Here is an 18608-nt window from a genome sequence, read left to right on the forward strand (position 1 = left end):
TAAAGGTTATTTATGGATCGTGTTATTTATACAGCAATGTCAGCAGCTAGCCAGACATTAAATCGGCAATCAATTACTACTAATAACTTAGCTAATGTATCCACAGTGGGGTTTCGTGCACAGTTAACGACGATGAAAGCAGTTCCTGTTGTGGGGAATGATACACCTACACGAACCATGGTAACAGCAACAACTCCCACTTTTGATTCAACGATGGGGGCATTTAATTACACTGGTCGAAACTTGGATGTTGCTTTAACTGAGGATCACTGGTTAGCAGTACAATTAGCCGATGGTAGCGAAGTTTATACGCGAAATGGTGCAATTCAAATTGACGAAAATGGTACTCTTAACATACAAGGTAATCCATTAATTGGTGATAACGGTGTTTTGACTGTGCCTCAACGATCTCAAATCAGTATTAGTAGTGATGGAACACTTTCCGCATTGGGTGCAGGTGATAAACCCACGACCATTGCTCAAGTAGGTAAAATAAAGAAAGTCCATCTTGAGCATAATGAAATTATACGTGGTGATGATGGTTTTTTTCGACTAACGGAAGAAACACGTAATGAACGTGGTGAGAATATGCCAGACAATCCAAAAGCTAAGCTTATGTCAGGTGTATTAGAAGGGAGTAATGTGAACCCTGTTACGGCTATGGTTGATTTAATTAGTCATGCTCGCCAGTTTGAAATGCAGATGAAAGAAATTATTACTGCTGATGAAAATGCACAAAAAGCAAACCAAATTTTATCTCTAACTTAAATTTATCAATACATTAGACAGGAATAACAATGATTAAATCATTATGGATTGCCAAAACAGGCTTAACGGCACAACAAATGAATATGGATATTATTTCCAATAATTTAGCCAATGTTAGTACCAATGGTTTTAAAAAGCAAAGAGCGGTGTTTGAAGACTTATTATACCAAACTGTTCGCCAACCAGGAGCACAATCATCTGAGCAAACAACATTACCTTCTGGGCTACAGATTGGTACAGGAGTTCGTCCAGTTGCGACAGAACGAATTCATAGCCAAGGTAATTTAGAGGCAACCGATAACAGCAGTGATATTGCTATTAATGGGCAAGGTTTTTTCCAAGTTTTATTACCCGATGGTACACAAGCTTATACTCGTAGCGGTGCTTTTCAAGTCAATCAAAATGGTCAATTGGTGACTGCAGCAGGATACGAAATTCAACCAACAATTAGTATTCCATCCAATGCAATCAAAATGACGGTAGCGCGCGATGGTGTAGTAAATGTGACATTAGCTAATCAATCAACACAGGTCCAAGTTGGGCAACTAACTTTACATACTTTCATTAATGATGCTGGACTTGAAAGTATGGGGGAAAATCTTTACTTAGAAACTGAAAGTTCAGGTGCGCCAACGGAAAATACGCCAGGGCTAAACGGCGCAGGGCTTTTATATCAAGGCTATACCGAAACGTCTAATGTTAATGTTGCTGAAGAACTAGTGAATATGATTCAAGTTCAACGTGCTTACGAAATTAATAGCAAAGCGATATCAACCTCTGATCAAATGCTACAACGTTTAAATCAACTGTAAAGTTAACAATATGCTAAAGGTAATGAGATATTTTTATATTTTAATAGCATTTTTTATCAGTGGCTGTGCACAATTGCCTAAAAAGCCTTTAGTTGAAGGTGAAACAAGTGTTGTCCCCAAATTGCCAGACAATGTAAATACAACAGGTTCAATTTATCAAGCTGCTCAGCCTAATAGCTATGGTTACCAACCAATGTTTGAAGATCGTCGCCCGCGTAATGTTGGCGATGTATTAACCATTGTTTTACAAGAAAATGTGAGTGCTAGTAAAAGTTCATCGATTAATGCAGGACGAAATGGTTCGGTGGATCTAGGGGTAAAAACGATACCTAAATTTCTTGATGGGTTAGTCGGTCGAGGTAAAGCTAATACTGAAATGTCTGGAAATAATGATTTTAAGGGATCAGGCGGTGCTAACGCTAAAAATACCTTTAGTGGCACAATCACCGTCACGGTTCAAGATGTCATGATCAATGGTAATCTAAAAGTGATTGGTGAAAAACAGATTGCGATTAATCAAGGTACCGAGTTTATCCGTTTTTTTGGGGTAGTTAATCCAAGAACAATTAGTGGAAATAACACAGTTATCTCAACGCAAGTTGCTGATGCTCGAATTGAGTATGTTGGTAATGGATACATTGATGAAGTCCAAACGATGGGTTGGCTACAGCGCCTATTTTTAAATCTTTCCCCTTTTTAACGAGTATCATTATGTTAAAAAAATTGCGTATTTTTGTTTATTTTGTCTTTATGATGGTATTAGTGATACCAGCGAGCCATGCTGAACGTATCCGCGATTTAGTCACCATTCAAGGTGTAAGAGAAAATGCCTTGGTTGGATATGGTATTGTTGTCGGTCTTGATGGTACAGGCGATCAAACATCACAAACACCTTTTACCATTCAAAGTATTACCAACATGTTATCTCAATTAGGTATTACCGTACCGTCTGGAAGCAATATGCAATTAAAAAATGTTGCAGCTGTTATGGTTACGGCTAAATTACCTTCTTATTCTCGAGTAGGACAACAAATTGATGTGGTGGTATCCTCGCTCGGTAATGCAAAAAGCTTGCGTGGAGGTACATTGATTATGACACCACTAAAAGGTGTCGATAATCAAGTATATGCTATTGCGCAAGGTAACCTTTTTGTGGGTGGGATGGGTGCAAGTAGTAAAGGTAGCAGTGTAAGTGTGAACCAAACTGCAGGGGCAACCATACCTAATGGTGCAACCATAGAACGAGAGCTTGCAACCCGTTTAGACGAACAAAATGTTATCCATTTACATCTTAATCAATTTGATTTTACTCGAGCCTTGAAAATATCTGATGCAATTAATAGGTTACAAAAAAATACAGCAGTAGCGTTAGATGGTACAACGATTGCTTTATATATGCCAAAAGAAAGTACAGCACGAGTACAACTACTTTCACGAATTCAAAATCTTGAAATTAGCGCTACGCCAGTTTCAGCAAAAGTCGTTATAAATACTAGAACCGGTGTTGTAGTTATGAACCAAAAGGTTAAATTAGATAATTGTGCGGTTGCACATGGTAATTTATCTGTTGTGGTAAATAACAAATTAAAGGTAAGTCAACCAAATACCCCATTAGCAGGCGGCACAACAACCGTTACACCAGATAATCAAGTTAGCGTTGCGCAAGAAGGAGGTGCTTTACACAATATATCCTCTAGTGCTGATTTAAATCATGTTATTAATTCGCTAAATGTATTAGGTGCTAATCCTACAGAATTAATGTCAATACTTGAAGCGCTAAAAACAGCTGGTTGTTTACATGCTTCCTTAGAAACCATCTAAAAAAGACTTTATGAATAATAAAATTGGACAATCTTTGAATCACTTCGCTTATGATTTTTCGGATATTAATCAATTAAAGCGAAATGTAGTTAATGGTTCTGCTGAAGGTATCAAGCAAGTTGCTCAGCAGTTTGAGTCATTATTTATTAATATGATGATGAAAAGTATGCGAAAGGCTGTACCTGAAAGTGGTTTATTTAGTCAGTCTGCTTCACAACTATTTACTTCGATGTTTGACCAACAAATTACACAGCAAGCAGCGGGTAAAGGGTTTGGATTAGCAGATATGCTTATTAAACAGTTAACTAATAAAGTTTCACCATCAATTAATGTTAACCTACAATCTAATACAAACAATAATACTCAGCAAAATCTCCAATTAGCTCAATCCTTATTTAGTAATGCATCACCTAATTTATCGCCTGAAGCACTAGGGCAAATACTATATCGTAACCATAATGCTAACAAAGCAGTTGAAATTAAACATAACGAAGCAATATCAAAAACACAACTGGATAATGTAAACGAAGATTATGTCACAAAATTTGTTATGGAATGGCTAGAGCCAGCTAGGCAAGCTGCTAAAAAATCTGGTATTCCGTATGAGGTTATTATTGCGCAAGCAGCACTAGAGACTGGGTGGGGGCAAAAGCAAATTAAAACCGCTAATAATCAATCAAGCCACAATTACTTTGGTGTCAAAGCAACATCGTCATGGAATGGCAATTCAACTCGTTTAACCACACATGAATTTGTTAATAATAAAATGATGAAAATTGAAGATAATTTTAGAGTCTATAATAGTAAACATCATGCATTAACCGACTACCTCAATTTATTAACTAAAAGTCCCCGTTATCATGCAGTTATTAAAGCCCCTGATGCCAGAACAGCTGCTAAAGAATTACAAGCTGCACATTACGCAACTGATCCAAATTATAGTGATAAGCTTATTCAAATCATTGGTCGTATTGAAAAAATTGCAAAAAATAATCAGTTAACAACTGTATCAGGATTTAGGAAAATTGCATTTAATTAATAATAGAATTACTCGGTTTGAATACAATGCTCAATACTTTGTTAGTAAAAATATTATAAAATTAATTTTAAAAACAAATAATTATGAATTAAATAAGAAATCAATCAATAAAAAAACGTTCAGGTAGGGTATTGATTTTATTGAATTTTTTATAATTAAGCGTCACTCGCTTAAACTGATGGTTTATATTGCATAATGACATTGTTTTTGAAACTTTTTAGTTAAAATAAAAAAGGAGGTGGTAAACCTCCTTTGAGTGGGATGAATAGTTTGAGTCGATTCACAACTTAGGGTAAAAACATTGCTTAAATAAAATTAGGTTACAAAACTTTATTTCATTTGAAACAGTGACATACTTTGCATAGTCATAAAGGTATATTGTGCAGCTTGTAAATTAGCTTGTAGCATTACATATTCTGAAATGGCTTCGTACCAATCGACGTCTTCAAGTTGGCTGATTTGAGTTTGAAATTCAATATCTAATGTTTTCCCCAATGTGGTTAATCTGTCAATTTCGGATAATACCGAGCCACCTTCTGCTCTAAGTGTCGAAATATTATTAAAAGAATTGTCTACTCCATGACGAGCTTTTGACAATCCAGATCTAAATTGTTCAAGGGTATCATCATTATCATAATCTAGATCTATTTTTAATGCCTCAATTGCATAATCAATACTTGCAAATATGTTACTTTCTGCTGGTGAACCATCAGATTCTTTAACATTTGAACCAGTCATAAATACTTGAATACCTGTAAAACTTAGCGATACTTCTCGCGAGTCATCGATTAATACATTGATAGAAGTTGTACCGCCTACGTAACTCACTTCACCTGATTCATTCATTACAAAAGGAGGTGTATCGTTTTTCTTACCAGCAAAAAGATAGTTACCATTAGTGTCTTTTGCATTAGCTAATGATAAAAGTTGATCTTTTAAACTTTGTAATTTATTAGCAAGATCGAGTCTATTTTCTTCATTTAAGGTTTCATTTGATGCATAGACCAATGTTTCCTGAATTGTTTGGATAACAGTATTGGCTTCCGATAAGATCGTATCTTGGCGACTAAGTGATTTATCGGCATTTTCGCGTGTTGCTTGAAACTGTTCATTTTGTGCTTGCGCTTGCTTTATTATTAATGATTGTGATGCTCCCATTGGATCATCAGAAGGAGTTAAAATCTTTTTACCTGTTGCCAAATGCAACCCCGATTTTTGCCATTTACTGTTGGTGTTTAAAATACTGTTTAAGTTTTTTTGATAAATTGAGTTTGTGCTAAGGCGCATTTTTTATCCTTTAATCATTTGGTTAAACCTAAAATGGTATCAAATAGTGTTGTTGCCGCATCAATCACTTTGGCATTTGCTTGGTAATACTGCATATAAACCTGCATAGAGATATACTCTTCTTCAATATTAACCCCTGAAATCGATTGATTTTGCTCATAAAGTTGCTGAGTTATATTTTTGCTTGATTGAGCAGAAATTTTTGCTGTTTGAGTTTCACTACCAATGTAGTTAGTTAAGCGGGTATAAGCACTTTTTAATGTTGTTGTACCATTAACAAGTTTTTCATGTTGGATTTCTAATAATTTGGTTACATTGCGATTATCACCAGCACCATTTTCTTCATCGTTAATACCTGTTGCTAGTTTATTTACATCTTTCACTAGCAGTTGTAATGACGAAGCAATATCAGCAACAGGTTTTATGATAAACGAATCTCCACTAACCGCATTACCACTTATCTCAATGGCCAGTCCATCAAAAAACAATTTACCATCTTTGATTTCAGGAGTAATTAGCTGATGATCAGATAATCTTGTGACAATCCAATTATTACCATCAAATTCTATTTTATAATCAGAAGCTTTTACTTCACTCAAAGCATTAAACTCAATTTTGGCTGAAGCATTACCTTGGTTTTTAGTATTTGTGACACAACTAGGATGATTGTAATCAAACAACTTTTCACCTTGATTACCATTAATATCAATACCTGACATATGCACTTCATTAAAACGTTCTGCTAAATTTAATGCAATTAAGCCTAGTTGATTGCGGGCTTCGGTTAATGGTCCATCACGAAAGGTTAATAAGCCGTGTAACGTACCTGATGTAATGTTTTGGCTTGTCAATTCTTGTGTTGCGCCTGAAGGATGAGTATAAATAATAGTATTTAACGAAGGATCATCTGTTGAAGGTTGTACCGATAATAAGTTAATAGAAGAACCTTGAACTAAATTTAAACCATTAGCAAGCGAAAGATTATATTGTCCATTTTGTTCAGTAACGGTAATGCCAATGATTTCGCTTAATTCATTGACTAACTGATCGCGTTGGTCAAGTAATGCATTAGGTTCGTTTCCACCGCCTACCGACTGTAGTTGTGATATTTTTTGATTAAGTTCGGCAATTTGTTGAGTATAGGTATTAACTTTATCAACATTACTATTTAATTCAGTATTAACGTTGGCAATTTGGTTCTTTAAATTTGTTTCTGTTTTATTAAATTGGCTAGTTAAAGATGTCAGATCACTAATAACAGTTTGTTTTGTCGATGCATCACTAGCATTGGATGCAAGTTTATTTAAACTGGCAAAAAGATTATTAATTTGAGATGAAATACTATTGTCATTCTCTGCTAACAGATTATCTACTTTAGATAATTCATTATAATAAGCTTTGATAGAACCATTTTGTGATTGTGATTGCCGTAGTTGTCCTACAACAAAATTATTAAAAGCGCGATTAACAGATGATACACAAACACCGTTACCGACAAACCCAAAACTATGCTGAGTTCCATTTGCTTGGCGTAAAATTTGTTGTTGACGATTGTAACCAGTTGTATGAGCATTACTAATATTATTGCTTATTACATTCAGCATATTTTGTGCTGCATTTAACCCACTAATACCAGTATTCATTAATGAATTCGCCATAAAATCCTCTCAATATAGTTTGAGTTCATAATATCAATTAAAATAAGTCTTTTTTATATCGGGTTAAATTCAGAAAACTTTAATAATTGTTGTGCGTGTTTTAAAAAAGTTTTCAAATAAATTCATTTTTGAAAAAATGAATTTATTCTGATTTGGTCTGTTGTGATTGTCTTAAAAAATCGGTTCCGGTCATGTTATTTTCTTCTTCAATATATTGTTGTGCTATTTTATTCAAAATTAAGATACTGATACGGCGATTAGCATCTTTACTATAGTTAGGATTGTTTAAATTCACTGTATCGGCAAGTGCAATAATTCGAATAATTTTATTTGAGTCTAATCCACCAGCTATAAGCTCCCTTCTTGATGAATTAGCTCTATCTGCAGATAGTTCCCAATTGCTATATCCTCTATCACCTGTTGTATATTGGCGTTCATCAGTATGGCCTGACAAGGTGATTTTATTTGGTAAGGAATTGATAATCGGCGCTAATGCATGCAGAATTTCTTGCATATTAGGATCAATGGTTGTACTACCAACATCAAACATGGGTTTATCATCTGAAGCTAAAATTTGAATCCGTAACCCCATTTCAGTTAATTCAATAATAAGATTAGGTGCTAATTTCTTTAGACGTTCATCAATTTCAAAAATATCATAAATTTTACGTGCCGCTTCAATCATCTGTATTTTTTCAAGTTGCTGTTTCTCAACTTCATTTTGTGATAGGGTAAAATGATAGCTTTTTTCTTCACCAAGTTGTTTACTAACATCATCACCGCCACCAGGAATCGGACTTTCACTATCGCTAATATTTTTACCGCTATTGTAGCCAAGAATTAAAGGGGTTCTAAAGTATTCAGCAATCCCTTTCAATTCCTGAGGGGTAGATGTAGAAATTAACCACATGACTAAAAATAGTGCCATCATTGCGGTCATAAAGTCGGCATAAGCGATTTTCCACGAACCGCCATGATGTCCACCACCATGCCCTGATTTTTTCTTTATAATTATTCTTACAGATTTATCTTTCATTATTCTTTATTTTCATTTGGATTAGATTTTTTGTCTTTAACTTCTTGTATGTATTTTTCTAATTCAAAGAATGATGGCCTTTCATGAGAAAATAACGTTTTTCGCCCAAATTCAATACAAATTTGTGGCGCATAATCATGCATGCTGGCAATAAGTATTACTTTGGTACATTCTAGAACTTTCACTGTATCGGCGTTTCTTTGTTTTAATAAAGCAGCTAATGGCGAAACAAAACCATAAGCAAGCAAAATTCCTAAAAAAGTCCCAACCATAGCATGAGCGATAAGCTCACCGAGTTCACTTGCTGGTCTATCAGCTTGAGCAAGTGTATTAATTACGCCCATTACAGCAGCGACGATCCCAAATGCAGGTAGGCCATCACCAATTCCTGAAATGGCATCTACAGGTTTTTCAAGTTCGTGGACAAATGTTTCAATTTCTTCACTCATCAGTGTTTCTATTTCAAATACATCCATATTGCCACTAATCATAAGACGTAAGTAATCAGTGATAAAATCACAAATTCTTGGATTAGCTAAAATAAGTGGATATTGTTTAAATAATTCACTTTCATGCGGGTTATCAATATCTGATTCAATGGACAGCCCTCCACTTTGGCGAATCTTCGTCAAAATGGTATACATAAAATTAATGAGTGTTAAATATAGATTCTTATTATATTTGGATGTTTTAAACAATTGACCTAAAGACTTAAGTGTGGCTTTTATTGTTTTTTGTTCATTACTAACAATAAAAGCGCCTATTGCAGCACCACCAATAATCAGCAATTCGAGTGGCTGAAATAGTACGGCTAAATAACCACCACTGAGTACATAGCCAAGTAGCGCCGAAGCGATCACTACGATATATCCTATAACTATTAGCATTGACTTTCTTCTTTCTCCATAAAATAACGGCTGAATTGCTTTAATATTTATTTAAGCAGTGATCTGTTTGGCAACTGATAAATTTAAATAACTTGGTTTCGATAACACTTTCATGCATTTTTCGTTGTTTTCTTTTTGTGTTTTATTATTCTTATCTGCCCTTGATGGAGGCTGACATAAACTGCATGTAAAAGTATTTTGCGGATGATAAGCGTGTGTAATAAAACGTCCACGACATGTGTTACAACATGACTGTTGCATTATTTTCTTTTCGACAAATTTGACTAATATCCAAGCTCTGGTTAATCCTAAAACAGGTTTATCCTTATGTGATGAAAATTGGCATTGCTCTAAATAAAGTTGATAGGCTTTTAAGATAGTTTGAATGCCTGATTTTAGACCATTTTTAACTAAATAAGAGTATGCGTTATAAAAAATGCTCGCATGGATATTAGGTTCCCATGTCATAAACCACGAGGTTGAAAATGGTAATAAACCTTTAGGTGGAGGACAGCCTTGAATCTCTTTATAAAGCTTTATAAGTTTATTTCGACTTAAGTTGGTTTCACTTTCTAGCATTTGAATTCTTCCACCCAGGGAAATCAATTTGATAGCGAGTTGAGTTTCCTCATATTTTTGAATAATACTTGTACTTGTCATTTTAGTTCCTTAGCTACTTATTGATTGAATCTAATAGCAAACTTGATAAAAGAATTCCTGTATGCATCTGTTTAATATCTCCAACGCGAGATTCTTCAGTAAGTTTTTTCATCATTTCAGCATTTTCAAATCGTAACTGAAAAGCTAATTGATTTGTTTCTGATAGAATCAACATTTGAGATGTGTTTAAACGGCTAAGTATGTCTGCAGTTTCTTCGTCAATACCTAATCGATACATTGCCATAACTTTATCTTTTTCAATCATTTTCTGGCTTAATAGTAGTGTTGATAGATTCAAATGATGTATACATTTAAGAATATCGTCATCTAATAAATTTCCCAATTTAGTCACCAATTCATATTTGTTTTTGTTTCGTATAAAAAAACGAACAGTTAGTAAAATTAAAGTATCTTAGTTTTTTTTTGCTTAAAATTACATTTTTAAATGCAAAAGGTCAATAAAAAAATAATTTCAATTATTTTTTCTTTTAATTACACTTTATTTTAATTGTCTTTTTATGTTTTCTAAAAATTAACTTTACTTTGTATTCTTTTAATAGCTTGGCTATGTAATTGGCTTACTCTTGATTCGCTGATATTCATTACTTTACCAATCTCTTTTAAATTGAGATCTTCTTGGTAATAAAGTGATAAAACAAGTTTTTCCTTTTCTGGTAGTCTTTCTATTTGTTGAATAATTGTGTTACGAATTTCCTCATCTATTATCGCTGAAAAAGGATTATTATCTTCATCACATTTAATAATGGTATCAATGTTGTCACCCAGTTTTTTATGAATTTCATCATACGAACATATTTGGCTATTATTTGAATCTAATAAAATTTTTCGGTATTCGCTTATAGGTAATTTTAAGTATTTAGCAATCTGATAATCACTAGGGGTTATACCTAACTTCTGTTCTAATTCATTAATTGCTGTTGTAACATCTTTAATTTTTTTACGAGTTTGTCTTGGTAACCAATCACGGTTACGTAGTTCATCAAGCATTGCACCTTTAATTCTTGGTATGGCAAATGTAGCAAAAGTATTACCTTGAGATGAGTCATAACGTTTTATAGTGTCTAATAAACCGATATAGCCAACTTGTAACAAATCATCAAGTTCGATCGTTGTAGGTAAACGGACAGCTAATTTTAAAGCTTCATTACGCACTAAATGAATATATTGTTGCCAATCAATTTGGTTTATTACACCGTGTGAGTTATATAAGCTATCATTCATTTTTTGAACCAATGTAAAGAAAAATGATTGACAGTATTATGACGATGGTTAGCAAATTTAATGGTTAGAATAAAGGGCTAAAAAATGGCTAATTATCATTATTAGCCATAACAGTATTATAAAATGCCGTTATGGCTATCATGACTATATGACAGAGTTAAAATAACTAAAAATCAAAATAGAATTATTGTAATAAAGAAAGCACAGATTGAGGCACTTGGTTAGCTTGTGCTAATACTGAAGTACCTGCTTGTTGTAAAATTTGGCCTCGAGTCATGTTTGATACTTCTGTTGCATAATCAGCATCTTCAATACGGCTGCGTGCAGAGCTTAAATTATTGACAGTATTATTGATATTAGTTACAGTTGATTCGAAACGGTTTTGTACCGCACCTAGTTGCCCTCTTAATGCATCAATTTTTGATAATGCAGCATCAATTGTTTTTAATGGATCTTCTGTTGGTGAATTAGATACGTTAAATGCATTTAAACCAAGTTCAGTACTATCAATTTTTTTTAAATTGATTTCAATGGTTTCGCCGTCATTTGCACCTACTTGAATTTTAAGTGTTTTATCTTCAGATAATACTTTAGAACCATTGAAGTCAGTTTGTTTTGAAACACGATCAATTTCATCTAAACGTTGATCAATCTCATTTTGAATTGAAACTAAATCACTTTCAGAGTTGGTGCCATTTGCCGCTTGAACAGTTAATTCACGAATACGTTGTACGTTGTTGTTGATTTCGTTTAATGCACCTTCAGTAGTTTGTGCAAGTGAAATGCCATCATTTGCATTACGAGCAGCTTGTGTTAATCCTTTGATGTTTGATGAAAAACGGTTAGCAATTGCTTGGCCTGCTGCATCATCTTTTGCGCTATTAATACGCATACCTGATGAAAGGCGCTCAATAGAAGTACTAAGAACGCTTTGAGAATTGTTAAGGTTATTTTTTGCCATTAAAGACATTGTATTTGTATTAATTACTTGTGCCATTTTTATCTCCAATAATATAAATATTAAAATCAACAAGATATTTAAATTTAATTCAATATTCTTGCTGACAAATAACTTATCGGTAACAAAACAGGGAACTTTAATATTTTTGATGATTATTTTTTTTATAGCAGCAGTTTAGTTGCAAATTAAACAGATATTATTAAATAAATCATAGTGTTATTTTTTTAGATAATTTCCCAATGATTTTTTATTCAAAAAAATAGATTGTTATCAATTTATCAGATAAATATTTAAAAAAAGACTAAATTTTTTTAATTGTCAGCCGATATAAATAATATTGAATAATTGTTATAGGTAGATTAAATCATGGCAATGAGCGCATTAGGCATTGGTTCTGGAATCGATCTTAATGGTATTTTAGATCAACTAGAAGTGGCCGAAAAAACACGTTTAACCCCAATTACAACGCAACAAAAAGCAATTAATGCTAAAATTAGTGGTTTTGGTAAATTAAAAAGTGCATTAACAACATTTAATACTGCAACGGAAAAACTTCAAAAAAAAGAGCTTTTTCAAAGCCGAATAGCAACAGGAAATGACAATTATTTTTCGGTAAAAGCAAATAGCAAAGCAGCATTAGGTAATTATACAGTGACAGTTGATCAATTAGCGACATCTCATGGTATTGCTACATCGACGATCAATGATAAAAATGCTAAGTTAGGTAATAATAATCAAACGCGAACTATTACCATTGAACAAGCGAATGGTCAAAAACTTGGTGTAACCTTATCTCAGGATGAGACATCTTTAGAATCAATAGCAAATGCCATTAATAATGCCAAAGTTACTAATGAAGATGGAACAACCAGTCCTTCAACAATGAATGCTACTGTTATTCGTTCTGGAGCAGATGGTTATCAATTAGTTATCACATCGAAAGAAACAGGTGAACAACAAAGCATTACTTCTATTTCATCAGATGACGAAATGTTAAATAATGTTATTGGATTTGATATTAATCAACCAAACAATAGCCATATGACTGAAGTTGCAAAAGCGCAAGATGCTAAATTTTCCTTTAATGGTATTGCCATAACCAGTAATACTAATACTGTTAAAGATGTGGTTCAAGGTGTGGATATTACATTAAAACAGACTACAACAATTAGTCAGAATCTTGCTATAACAGCGGATAATGAAAAAGTGGAAGAAGCCATTAAAGAATGGGTCGAGGCATTTAATCAATTACAAACAACAATATCAACGTTAACAAAATTCACCGCAGAAGAGACAAATTCAAAAGAACTAAATAGCAATAATGGTCCACTTATTGGGGATTCAACATTACGTAATATAGATCAAAGCATCCGCTCAATATTTGCCAAAGGCCAGGATGGGGAATTTTCTGTTTTAGCTCAAATCGGCATTAACATGGACAAAAGTGGCATGTTAACGATTAAAGAAAACGAGCTACAAAAGGCACTGAGTGAAAACAGTGAAGCGGTGGCAATATTATTTACTGGTGATGGTAAAAACACAGGTATTGCTAATGAAGTTTTTGCTAAAGTGAGTGGATTTATTGATAGTGATGGTATGATTGATTCAGCAACCAATGGCTTAAATTCTACCTTAAAATCATTAGATAAACGGCATGAACAAGTAAGCAGTTCTATTGAGCAAACTATTGAGCGTTACCGAGTTCAATTTACTAAATTGGATATTTTAATCAACTCATTAGATAGTATGAGTAATTATTTAACTACCCAATTTGATATGATGGCAAATTTAAAAAAATAGAGAATAGTAATGTATAAAATGGGATCTCATGCTTACGAGCAAGTGAATTTAGAAACGCGTATTAGCCAAGCATCCCCCCATCAATTGATTGTTTTATTATTTGATGGAGCACTTAATGCAATTAAATTGGCTAGCTTATATATTCAAAAAGGTAATATTGTTGGTAAAGGTAACGCAATTTCTAAAGCGATTAATATTGTTGATAATGGCCTTAAAAGCTGTCTAGATTTAGAAAAAGGCGGTGAAATTGCTGAAAATTTAGATCGTTTATATCACTATATTAGCCAACAATTGTTATTGGCTAATTTGCATAATGATCAAGAAAAATTACAGACTTGTTTCGATTTACTTAACAATATTGCTGAGTCGTGGCGTGAGATTGCTAAGTAAAAAAGGATGATTATGCAAGGAAATAATTTATTAGAACAATACGAACAATTCAACTATGTTGTTGAACAAATGTTAATTAATGCACAGGATGAAAACTGGGATTTGTTATTGAGTTGGCAGGCGAAATACCTTCAATTATCGAAAGGTATTATGTTGGTTGATGATTTTGCAAAAATTGAAAACTTACCGTTGCAACATCAAGATATTGTTCGAATGTATATTAAAAATATTCTTAGCTATCAACAACAACTAACTCAATTGATAATTGCTCGTCATACTCAGCTTAGAGGTTTAATAGGTAAACATGTTGATTATCAAAACAAAGTAGAAAACTACAAAAAAATTGCCAGCTTAATGTAAATTGGTGAATCGATTTGCTTGAATCTTATTTATAGATAAGATTCAAGCAAAATTGCCATTAAATAACTTTAACCAATATTTCGATTTAAACTAATTAAGTTGTAGAAATTCCTCGCATTGTTTACAGTCATTTGAGAAACTGGTAAAGTACATATGCTCATTTTTTAATATGTTATTAGCCATTTTCAGTTCTTTAATTTCTTTTTCTAACGCAATAATCATCTATTGCTAAGCCGTTAGCTCTCGACGGTTAGTTTTATTTGCGATTCGTTGCTTAATCCATTTATCTAGGGTTTATTTTTTTATTACTAAGTGGTTGGTAAGTTTACTTATAGAAAGGTGAGCATGAGATAACACATAATCGATTGATTGTCATTTGAATTCAACACTAAATTTTCTGATCATGATATTTTTCTCCTATAATTTTGTTTATATCATAGAGGCGACTTTTGTCCACTTTTTTGGTTAGGATCATTTCACGTCAAAAAAATATTGTAAATTGATAAAATAGGTGTAGCATTGTTGTACTAGTAAACTAGTTCAATGGTGCATTTGTGAAAGGTAATTATTCAGTTGTAGCTATATTAATTGGTGTATTTGGTTTTTCTTTGAAATCAATTTTTATAAAACTAGCCTACTTTGATGGGATAACTTCAATTTCATTAATGTTTTTCAGAATGATCTTTTCAATTCCATTTTTCTTTGTAGCATTTTTATTATTTAAAGATAATTTAATAAAAACGAGCATTCAAATTAAGCTCAAGATTTTTCTATGTGGCTTTTTATATTATATATCAAGCTATAGTGATATAACCGGTTTGGTTTATACATCAGTTAATATAGAAAGAATTATTCTTTTCACCATACCTATATTCGTTCTTTTTATATCTGTTATTTTCATGAAAAATAAATTTAGTAAAAAAGTTTATATCCTATCTTTTTTTTCTTGGATTGGTGTTTCAATTGCATTCGTCAGTAATCAAGTTTTAATTGATAAAAATGTTCATTACATTGGTCCATTATTAATAGCTTTAAGCGCTATTACCTATGCTACGTATCTTATAATAAGTGGTGAAGTGATGAAAAAGATAGGATTTATTATCTTCAATTCACAGGTCATGATTGTAGCTTGTTTGCTTTCTCTAATTCCAATGATATTTGAAGTATCAGGAACAATAAATAACCTACCATCAATCAATAATTTTAAATACCCATTTTTATTAGCCATTGTTTCTACTGTCATACCATCGTTTTTCATGATGTATGGTGTTAAACACAGCGGTGCAGCAACTACTGCAATCATAAATAATATTGGCCCCTTTATTACAATGATTTGCGGTTATTTTTTCTTAAAAGAGTCAATTGGATTATTTGATGTAATCGGTATGTGTATTGTTATATTTTGCGTTATTTCCATTAATAAAATCAAATAAAAGTAAGGAGATGAATGTAATGAAAGGCATTATTATTTCTTCATCTGAAAGACGTTTCGGTGTTACTTCAAGTGTTTCAGAGATAGCAAGTTGCATAATTGTAGGAAGAAAGTATCACCTTGGTCATGCTCATGACCAAATAATTAATAATATTTTATTAAATCGAATGATTATACCGGGTTCAGGTTTTCCTGTTCTAATTCATGGAGATGAAGAAACGAAAAATACAGCAGATTTAGAAGAAATTGTTGCTTTAGAGCAAATGATTGAACGGTTAGTTGAAATTTGTAAGTCAGTTAATTATGAACTATTAAAAAACAATTATTACAATGAAAGAGAACAATTAATGTTTAAGGAATCTCAATTATGAACAGTAAAATAGAAATAGAAAGCAGTACCTGTAATCTAGAATCAATACATAGTCCAATAGATATTTATGAATCACTGAGAAAAAAATATAAGGAAGAAGAAATCATCGTCTTGGAGTCAATGAGCGGACCAGAAAAAGACTGTACACAATCAATAATTGGTTTCAATCCTATTATTAGTATTTTAGTTAAAAACAGGAAAGTTTCTATTACTGGTAATGAATTATTAGTGAAAAAAATATTAAATCATGAGTTAATTCAATCATATTCGATTAAAAATGAACAAATTGAAATTATAAATAATAGTGATGTAATTTCGATATTTAGAGCAATTGAGAGCATTTTTTCAATTACTTATTCAGGATTACCTGCTGATATTGCAGTTGGTTTCTTTGGTTATTTTGGTTATGACTCAATTTTCTTTTTTGAAGATATAGATCAAAAAATGCCAAGAAACAAAAGCTTTTCCGACATCAATATGACTCTATATCAAAATATTATCAATGTAAATTTGAGAGATAATAAAACAACGCTGACAATAAATAATATTAAGAATGATTTGTTTCCTACTAGTAAAAAAAGCGAAATAGTTAATTTAATAGCAATATTGAATACTACTAAACATGATAATAATTGTGATGTTAACTATAATTATCAATCAATTCCCAGTGTTCAAAAAGAACTATATTTTAAATGGTTTGATAAAGCAAAAGGGCATATTAATATTGGCGATATATATCAAATCCAATTAGGACACGAAATAACTATTAAATCCAATATGCCTCCTTTTCAAGTTTATTTAAGGCTTAGAAAGTATAATCCATCACCTTATATGTATTTCTTTAAGACTTCGGAGGGGGTTTATATAATTGGTGCAAGCCCAGAGATGTTTGTTACATTAACAAAACATAATGACGTAATAATGAGACCAATAGCAGGAACAATACGAAATTCCAACGATCCTACCATTAAAGAAAATAATAGAAAAAAGCTGTTGTCAGATGAAAAAGAAAAAGCAGAGCATCTTATGTTAGTAGATCTTTGTCGTAATGATATAGCAAGAATTTGTGTACCAAGCTCACTGAAGGTAAACGATTTAATAGTAACTGAAGAGTATTCGCATGTAATTCATTTAGTTTCTGATATAAGTGCAAAATTAAAAAAGGGATTAGATAAATATGATGTTATAGAAGCAAGTTTTCCAGCAGGAACAATGACTGGAACGCCTAAAATCAGAGCAATTGAAATAATTGAAGATACAGAAATAAGTGAAAGAGGAGTTTACGCTGGTTGTATCGGTTTCTTAGGTTTTAATAATATTCTTATTTCGGCATTATGTATTAGAACAGCCGTATATCATGATGGACAATACTCAATTAGAGCTTCTGGGGGTATTGTTGAAGATTCTACTAATGAAGGCGAATGGAATGAAACTATAAGTAAATTAAGTTCAACATATTTTGCGATTACTAATAAGGAGTTAACAAGTGAAAGTTTTATTAATTGATGCGTATGATAGTTTTATATATATAGTTAAAAACTATATTGAAAATATTGGCATAAATGTTGATGTTATTAGAAATGATAAAGTTGAATTAATTTCACTGCAAGATTATCAAGCTATTATTTTAGGCCCTGGGCCAGGGCATCCAATTGAAAGTTGTTATATAGACATTCTTGGTGCAGCAGAGGGAATTTTGCCTATATTTGGAGTTTGTCTTGGAATGCAAGCTATTGCGGAATATTATGGCTTATCAGTAAATCCAGCAATAAGTAGACAACATGGGAAAACATCCCTCATTCGAAATGATATGAAAGGGTGTTTTACTAATTTACCATCTGAATTTTTAGTCACTCGATATCACTCACTTGTTGTTGACGAAAATCTGATTACTTCTGATACACCACTTGTGATTACTGCTCGGTCATTAAATGATAATTATGTAATGGGGTTAAGGCATAAAAATTATTTGATAGAAGGTGTGCAATTTCATCCAGAAAGTATATCAACAGAATATGGCATGAATATTTTTGAAAATTTTTTTAGAAATATTGTTAATCAATGTTGATTAACGCAAGGGACGAA

Annotated in this window: 20 protein-coding genes; 12 read left to right on the forward strand and 8 right to left on the reverse strand. The window is 32.4% G+C overall.

The window, feature by feature from the left end:
* Positions 1 to 12 precede the first annotated feature (12 nt).
* From A9G25_RS00835 to flgJ, 5 genes are read left to right on the forward strand one after another with little or no spacing between them, the layout of a single operon-like run.
* Positions 13 to 768 carry a flagellar basal body rod protein FlgF gene (locus tag A9G25_RS00835; protein ID WP_065625332.1) on the forward strand — a complete coding sequence of 252 codons (756 nt, stop codon included), beginning with the start codon at positions 13 to 15 and terminating at the stop codon, positions 766 to 768.
* A 29-nt stretch (positions 769 to 797) separates the two neighbouring features.
* Positions 798 to 1580: a flagellar basal-body rod protein FlgG gene (gene flgG / locus A9G25_RS00840; RefSeq protein ID WP_065590612.1), complete on the forward strand. Its 783-nt coding sequence runs from the start codon at positions 798 to 800 to the stop codon at positions 1578 to 1580.
* A gap of 22 nt (positions 1581 to 1602) precedes the next feature.
* Positions 1603 to 2280 (forward strand): flagellar basal body L-ring protein FlgH, encoded by a 678-nt coding sequence (locus A9G25_RS00845; RefSeq protein ID WP_255306979.1) that lies wholly within the window; start codon positions 1603 to 1605, stop codon positions 2278 to 2280.
* Between the two features lie 11 nt (positions 2281 to 2291).
* Positions 2292 to 3401, forward strand: a complete 1110-nt coding sequence (locus A9G25_RS00850; protein ID WP_065625334.1) for a flagellar basal body P-ring protein FlgI — start codon at positions 2292 to 2294, stop codon at positions 3399 to 3401.
* 10 nt (positions 3402 to 3411) lie between these two features.
* Entirely contained in the window at positions 3412 to 4440 is a 1029-nt protein-coding gene (gene flgJ / locus A9G25_RS00855) for a flagellar assembly peptidoglycan hydrolase FlgJ (protein WP_065625335.1), read from the forward strand.
* Between the two features lie 330 nt (positions 4441 to 4770).
* Here the strand turns inward: flgJ and flgL are convergent, their stop codons facing one another.
* From flgL to A9G25_RS00895, 8 genes are all read right to left on the reverse strand, one after another.
* Positions 4771 to 5727 carry a flagellar hook-associated protein FlgL gene (gene flgL, locus A9G25_RS00860; protein WP_065625336.1) on the reverse strand — a complete coding sequence of 319 codons (957 nt, stop codon included), beginning with the start codon at positions 5725 to 5727 and terminating at the stop codon, positions 4771 to 4773.
* 14 nt (positions 5728 to 5741) lie between these two features.
* On the reverse strand, positions 5742 to 7385 hold the full coding sequence (gene flgK, locus A9G25_RS00865; RefSeq protein ID WP_065625337.1) for a flagellar hook-associated protein FlgK: 1644 nt from the start codon (positions 7383 to 7385) through the stop codon (positions 5742 to 5744).
* Positions 7386 to 7527: 142 nt separating this feature from the next.
* Entirely contained in the window at positions 7528 to 8421 is an 894-nt protein-coding gene (motB, locus tag A9G25_RS00870; RefSeq protein WP_065625338.1) for a flagellar motor protein MotB, read from the reverse strand.
* Positions 8421 to 9308 carry a flagellar motor stator protein MotA gene (motA, locus tag A9G25_RS00875; protein ID WP_065590619.1) on the reverse strand — a complete coding sequence of 296 codons (888 nt, stop codon included), beginning with the start codon at positions 9306 to 9308 and terminating at the stop codon, positions 8421 to 8423. Before motA ends, motB begins: the two co-directional genes overlap by 1 nt.
* Before the next feature lie 51 nt (positions 9309 to 9359).
* Positions 9360 to 9968 carry a flagellar transcriptional regulator FlhC gene (flhC, locus tag A9G25_RS00880; protein WP_065625339.1) on the reverse strand — a complete coding sequence of 203 codons (609 nt, stop codon included), beginning with the start codon at positions 9966 to 9968 and terminating at the stop codon, positions 9360 to 9362.
* A 13-nt stretch (positions 9969 to 9981) separates the two neighbouring features.
* On the reverse strand, positions 9982 to 10311 hold the full coding sequence (gene flhD / locus A9G25_RS00885) for a flagellar transcriptional regulator FlhD (protein WP_065625340.1): 330 nt from the start codon (positions 10309 to 10311) through the stop codon (positions 9982 to 9984).
* Between the two features lie 182 nt (positions 10312 to 10493).
* Complete coding sequence (locus A9G25_RS00890; protein WP_065625341.1) at positions 10494 to 11210, reverse strand: RNA polymerase sigma factor FliA; 717 nt, start codon at positions 11208 to 11210, stop codon at positions 10494 to 10496.
* A 184-nt stretch (positions 11211 to 11394) separates the two neighbouring features.
* Complete coding sequence (locus A9G25_RS00895) at positions 11395 to 12207, reverse strand: flagellin N-terminal helical domain-containing protein (RefSeq protein WP_065625342.1); 813 nt, start codon at positions 12205 to 12207, stop codon at positions 11395 to 11397.
* A gap of 330 nt (positions 12208 to 12537) precedes the next feature.
* Between A9G25_RS00895 and fliD the strand changes: the two genes are divergently transcribed.
* The 7 genes from fliD to A9G25_RS00930 all read left to right on the forward strand — a co-directional run bounded on the left by fliD (position 12538) and on the right by A9G25_RS00930 (position 18591).
* On the forward strand, positions 12538 to 13971 hold the full coding sequence (gene fliD / locus A9G25_RS00900; RefSeq protein ID WP_081297086.1) for a flagellar filament capping protein FliD: 1434 nt from the start codon (positions 12538 to 12540) through the stop codon (positions 13969 to 13971).
* Positions 13972 to 13980: 9 nt separating this feature from the next.
* Positions 13981 to 14361 (forward strand): flagellar export chaperone FliS, encoded by a 381-nt coding sequence (gene fliS, locus A9G25_RS00905; protein ID WP_034909484.1) that lies wholly within the window; start codon positions 13981 to 13983, stop codon positions 14359 to 14361.
* A 12-nt stretch (positions 14362 to 14373) separates the two neighbouring features.
* Positions 14374 to 14721 carry a hypothetical protein gene (locus A9G25_RS00910; protein ID WP_065625344.1) on the forward strand — a complete coding sequence of 116 codons (348 nt, stop codon included), beginning with the start codon at positions 14374 to 14376 and terminating at the stop codon, positions 14719 to 14721.
* A gap of 554 nt (positions 14722 to 15275) precedes the next feature.
* A complete protein-coding gene (locus A9G25_RS00915) occupies positions 15276 to 16154 on the forward strand; it encodes a DMT family transporter (protein WP_065625345.1) in 879 nt (292 codons plus the stop codon).
* Between the two features lie 19 nt (positions 16155 to 16173).
* Complete coding sequence (locus A9G25_RS00920; protein ID WP_065625346.1) at positions 16174 to 16524, forward strand: hypothetical protein; 351 nt, start codon at positions 16174 to 16176, stop codon at positions 16522 to 16524.
* Complete coding sequence (locus A9G25_RS00925) at positions 16521 to 18029, forward strand: anthranilate synthase component I family protein (RefSeq protein ID WP_081297087.1); 1509 nt, start codon at positions 16521 to 16523, stop codon at positions 18027 to 18029. The genes A9G25_RS00920 and A9G25_RS00925 overlap by 4 nt, the downstream gene beginning before the upstream one ends.
* Complete coding sequence (locus A9G25_RS00930) at positions 18010 to 18591, forward strand: anthranilate synthase component II (protein WP_065625348.1); 582 nt, start codon at positions 18010 to 18012, stop codon at positions 18589 to 18591. Before A9G25_RS00925 ends, A9G25_RS00930 begins: the two co-directional genes overlap by 20 nt.
* The last annotated feature ends 17 nt before the right edge of the window (positions 18592 to 18608 follow it).

It is taken from the genome of Gilliamella sp. Bif1-4, assembly GCF_001690535.1.
GTDB lineage: Bacteria > Pseudomonadota > Gammaproteobacteria > Enterobacterales > Orbaceae > Gilliamella > Gilliamella bombi.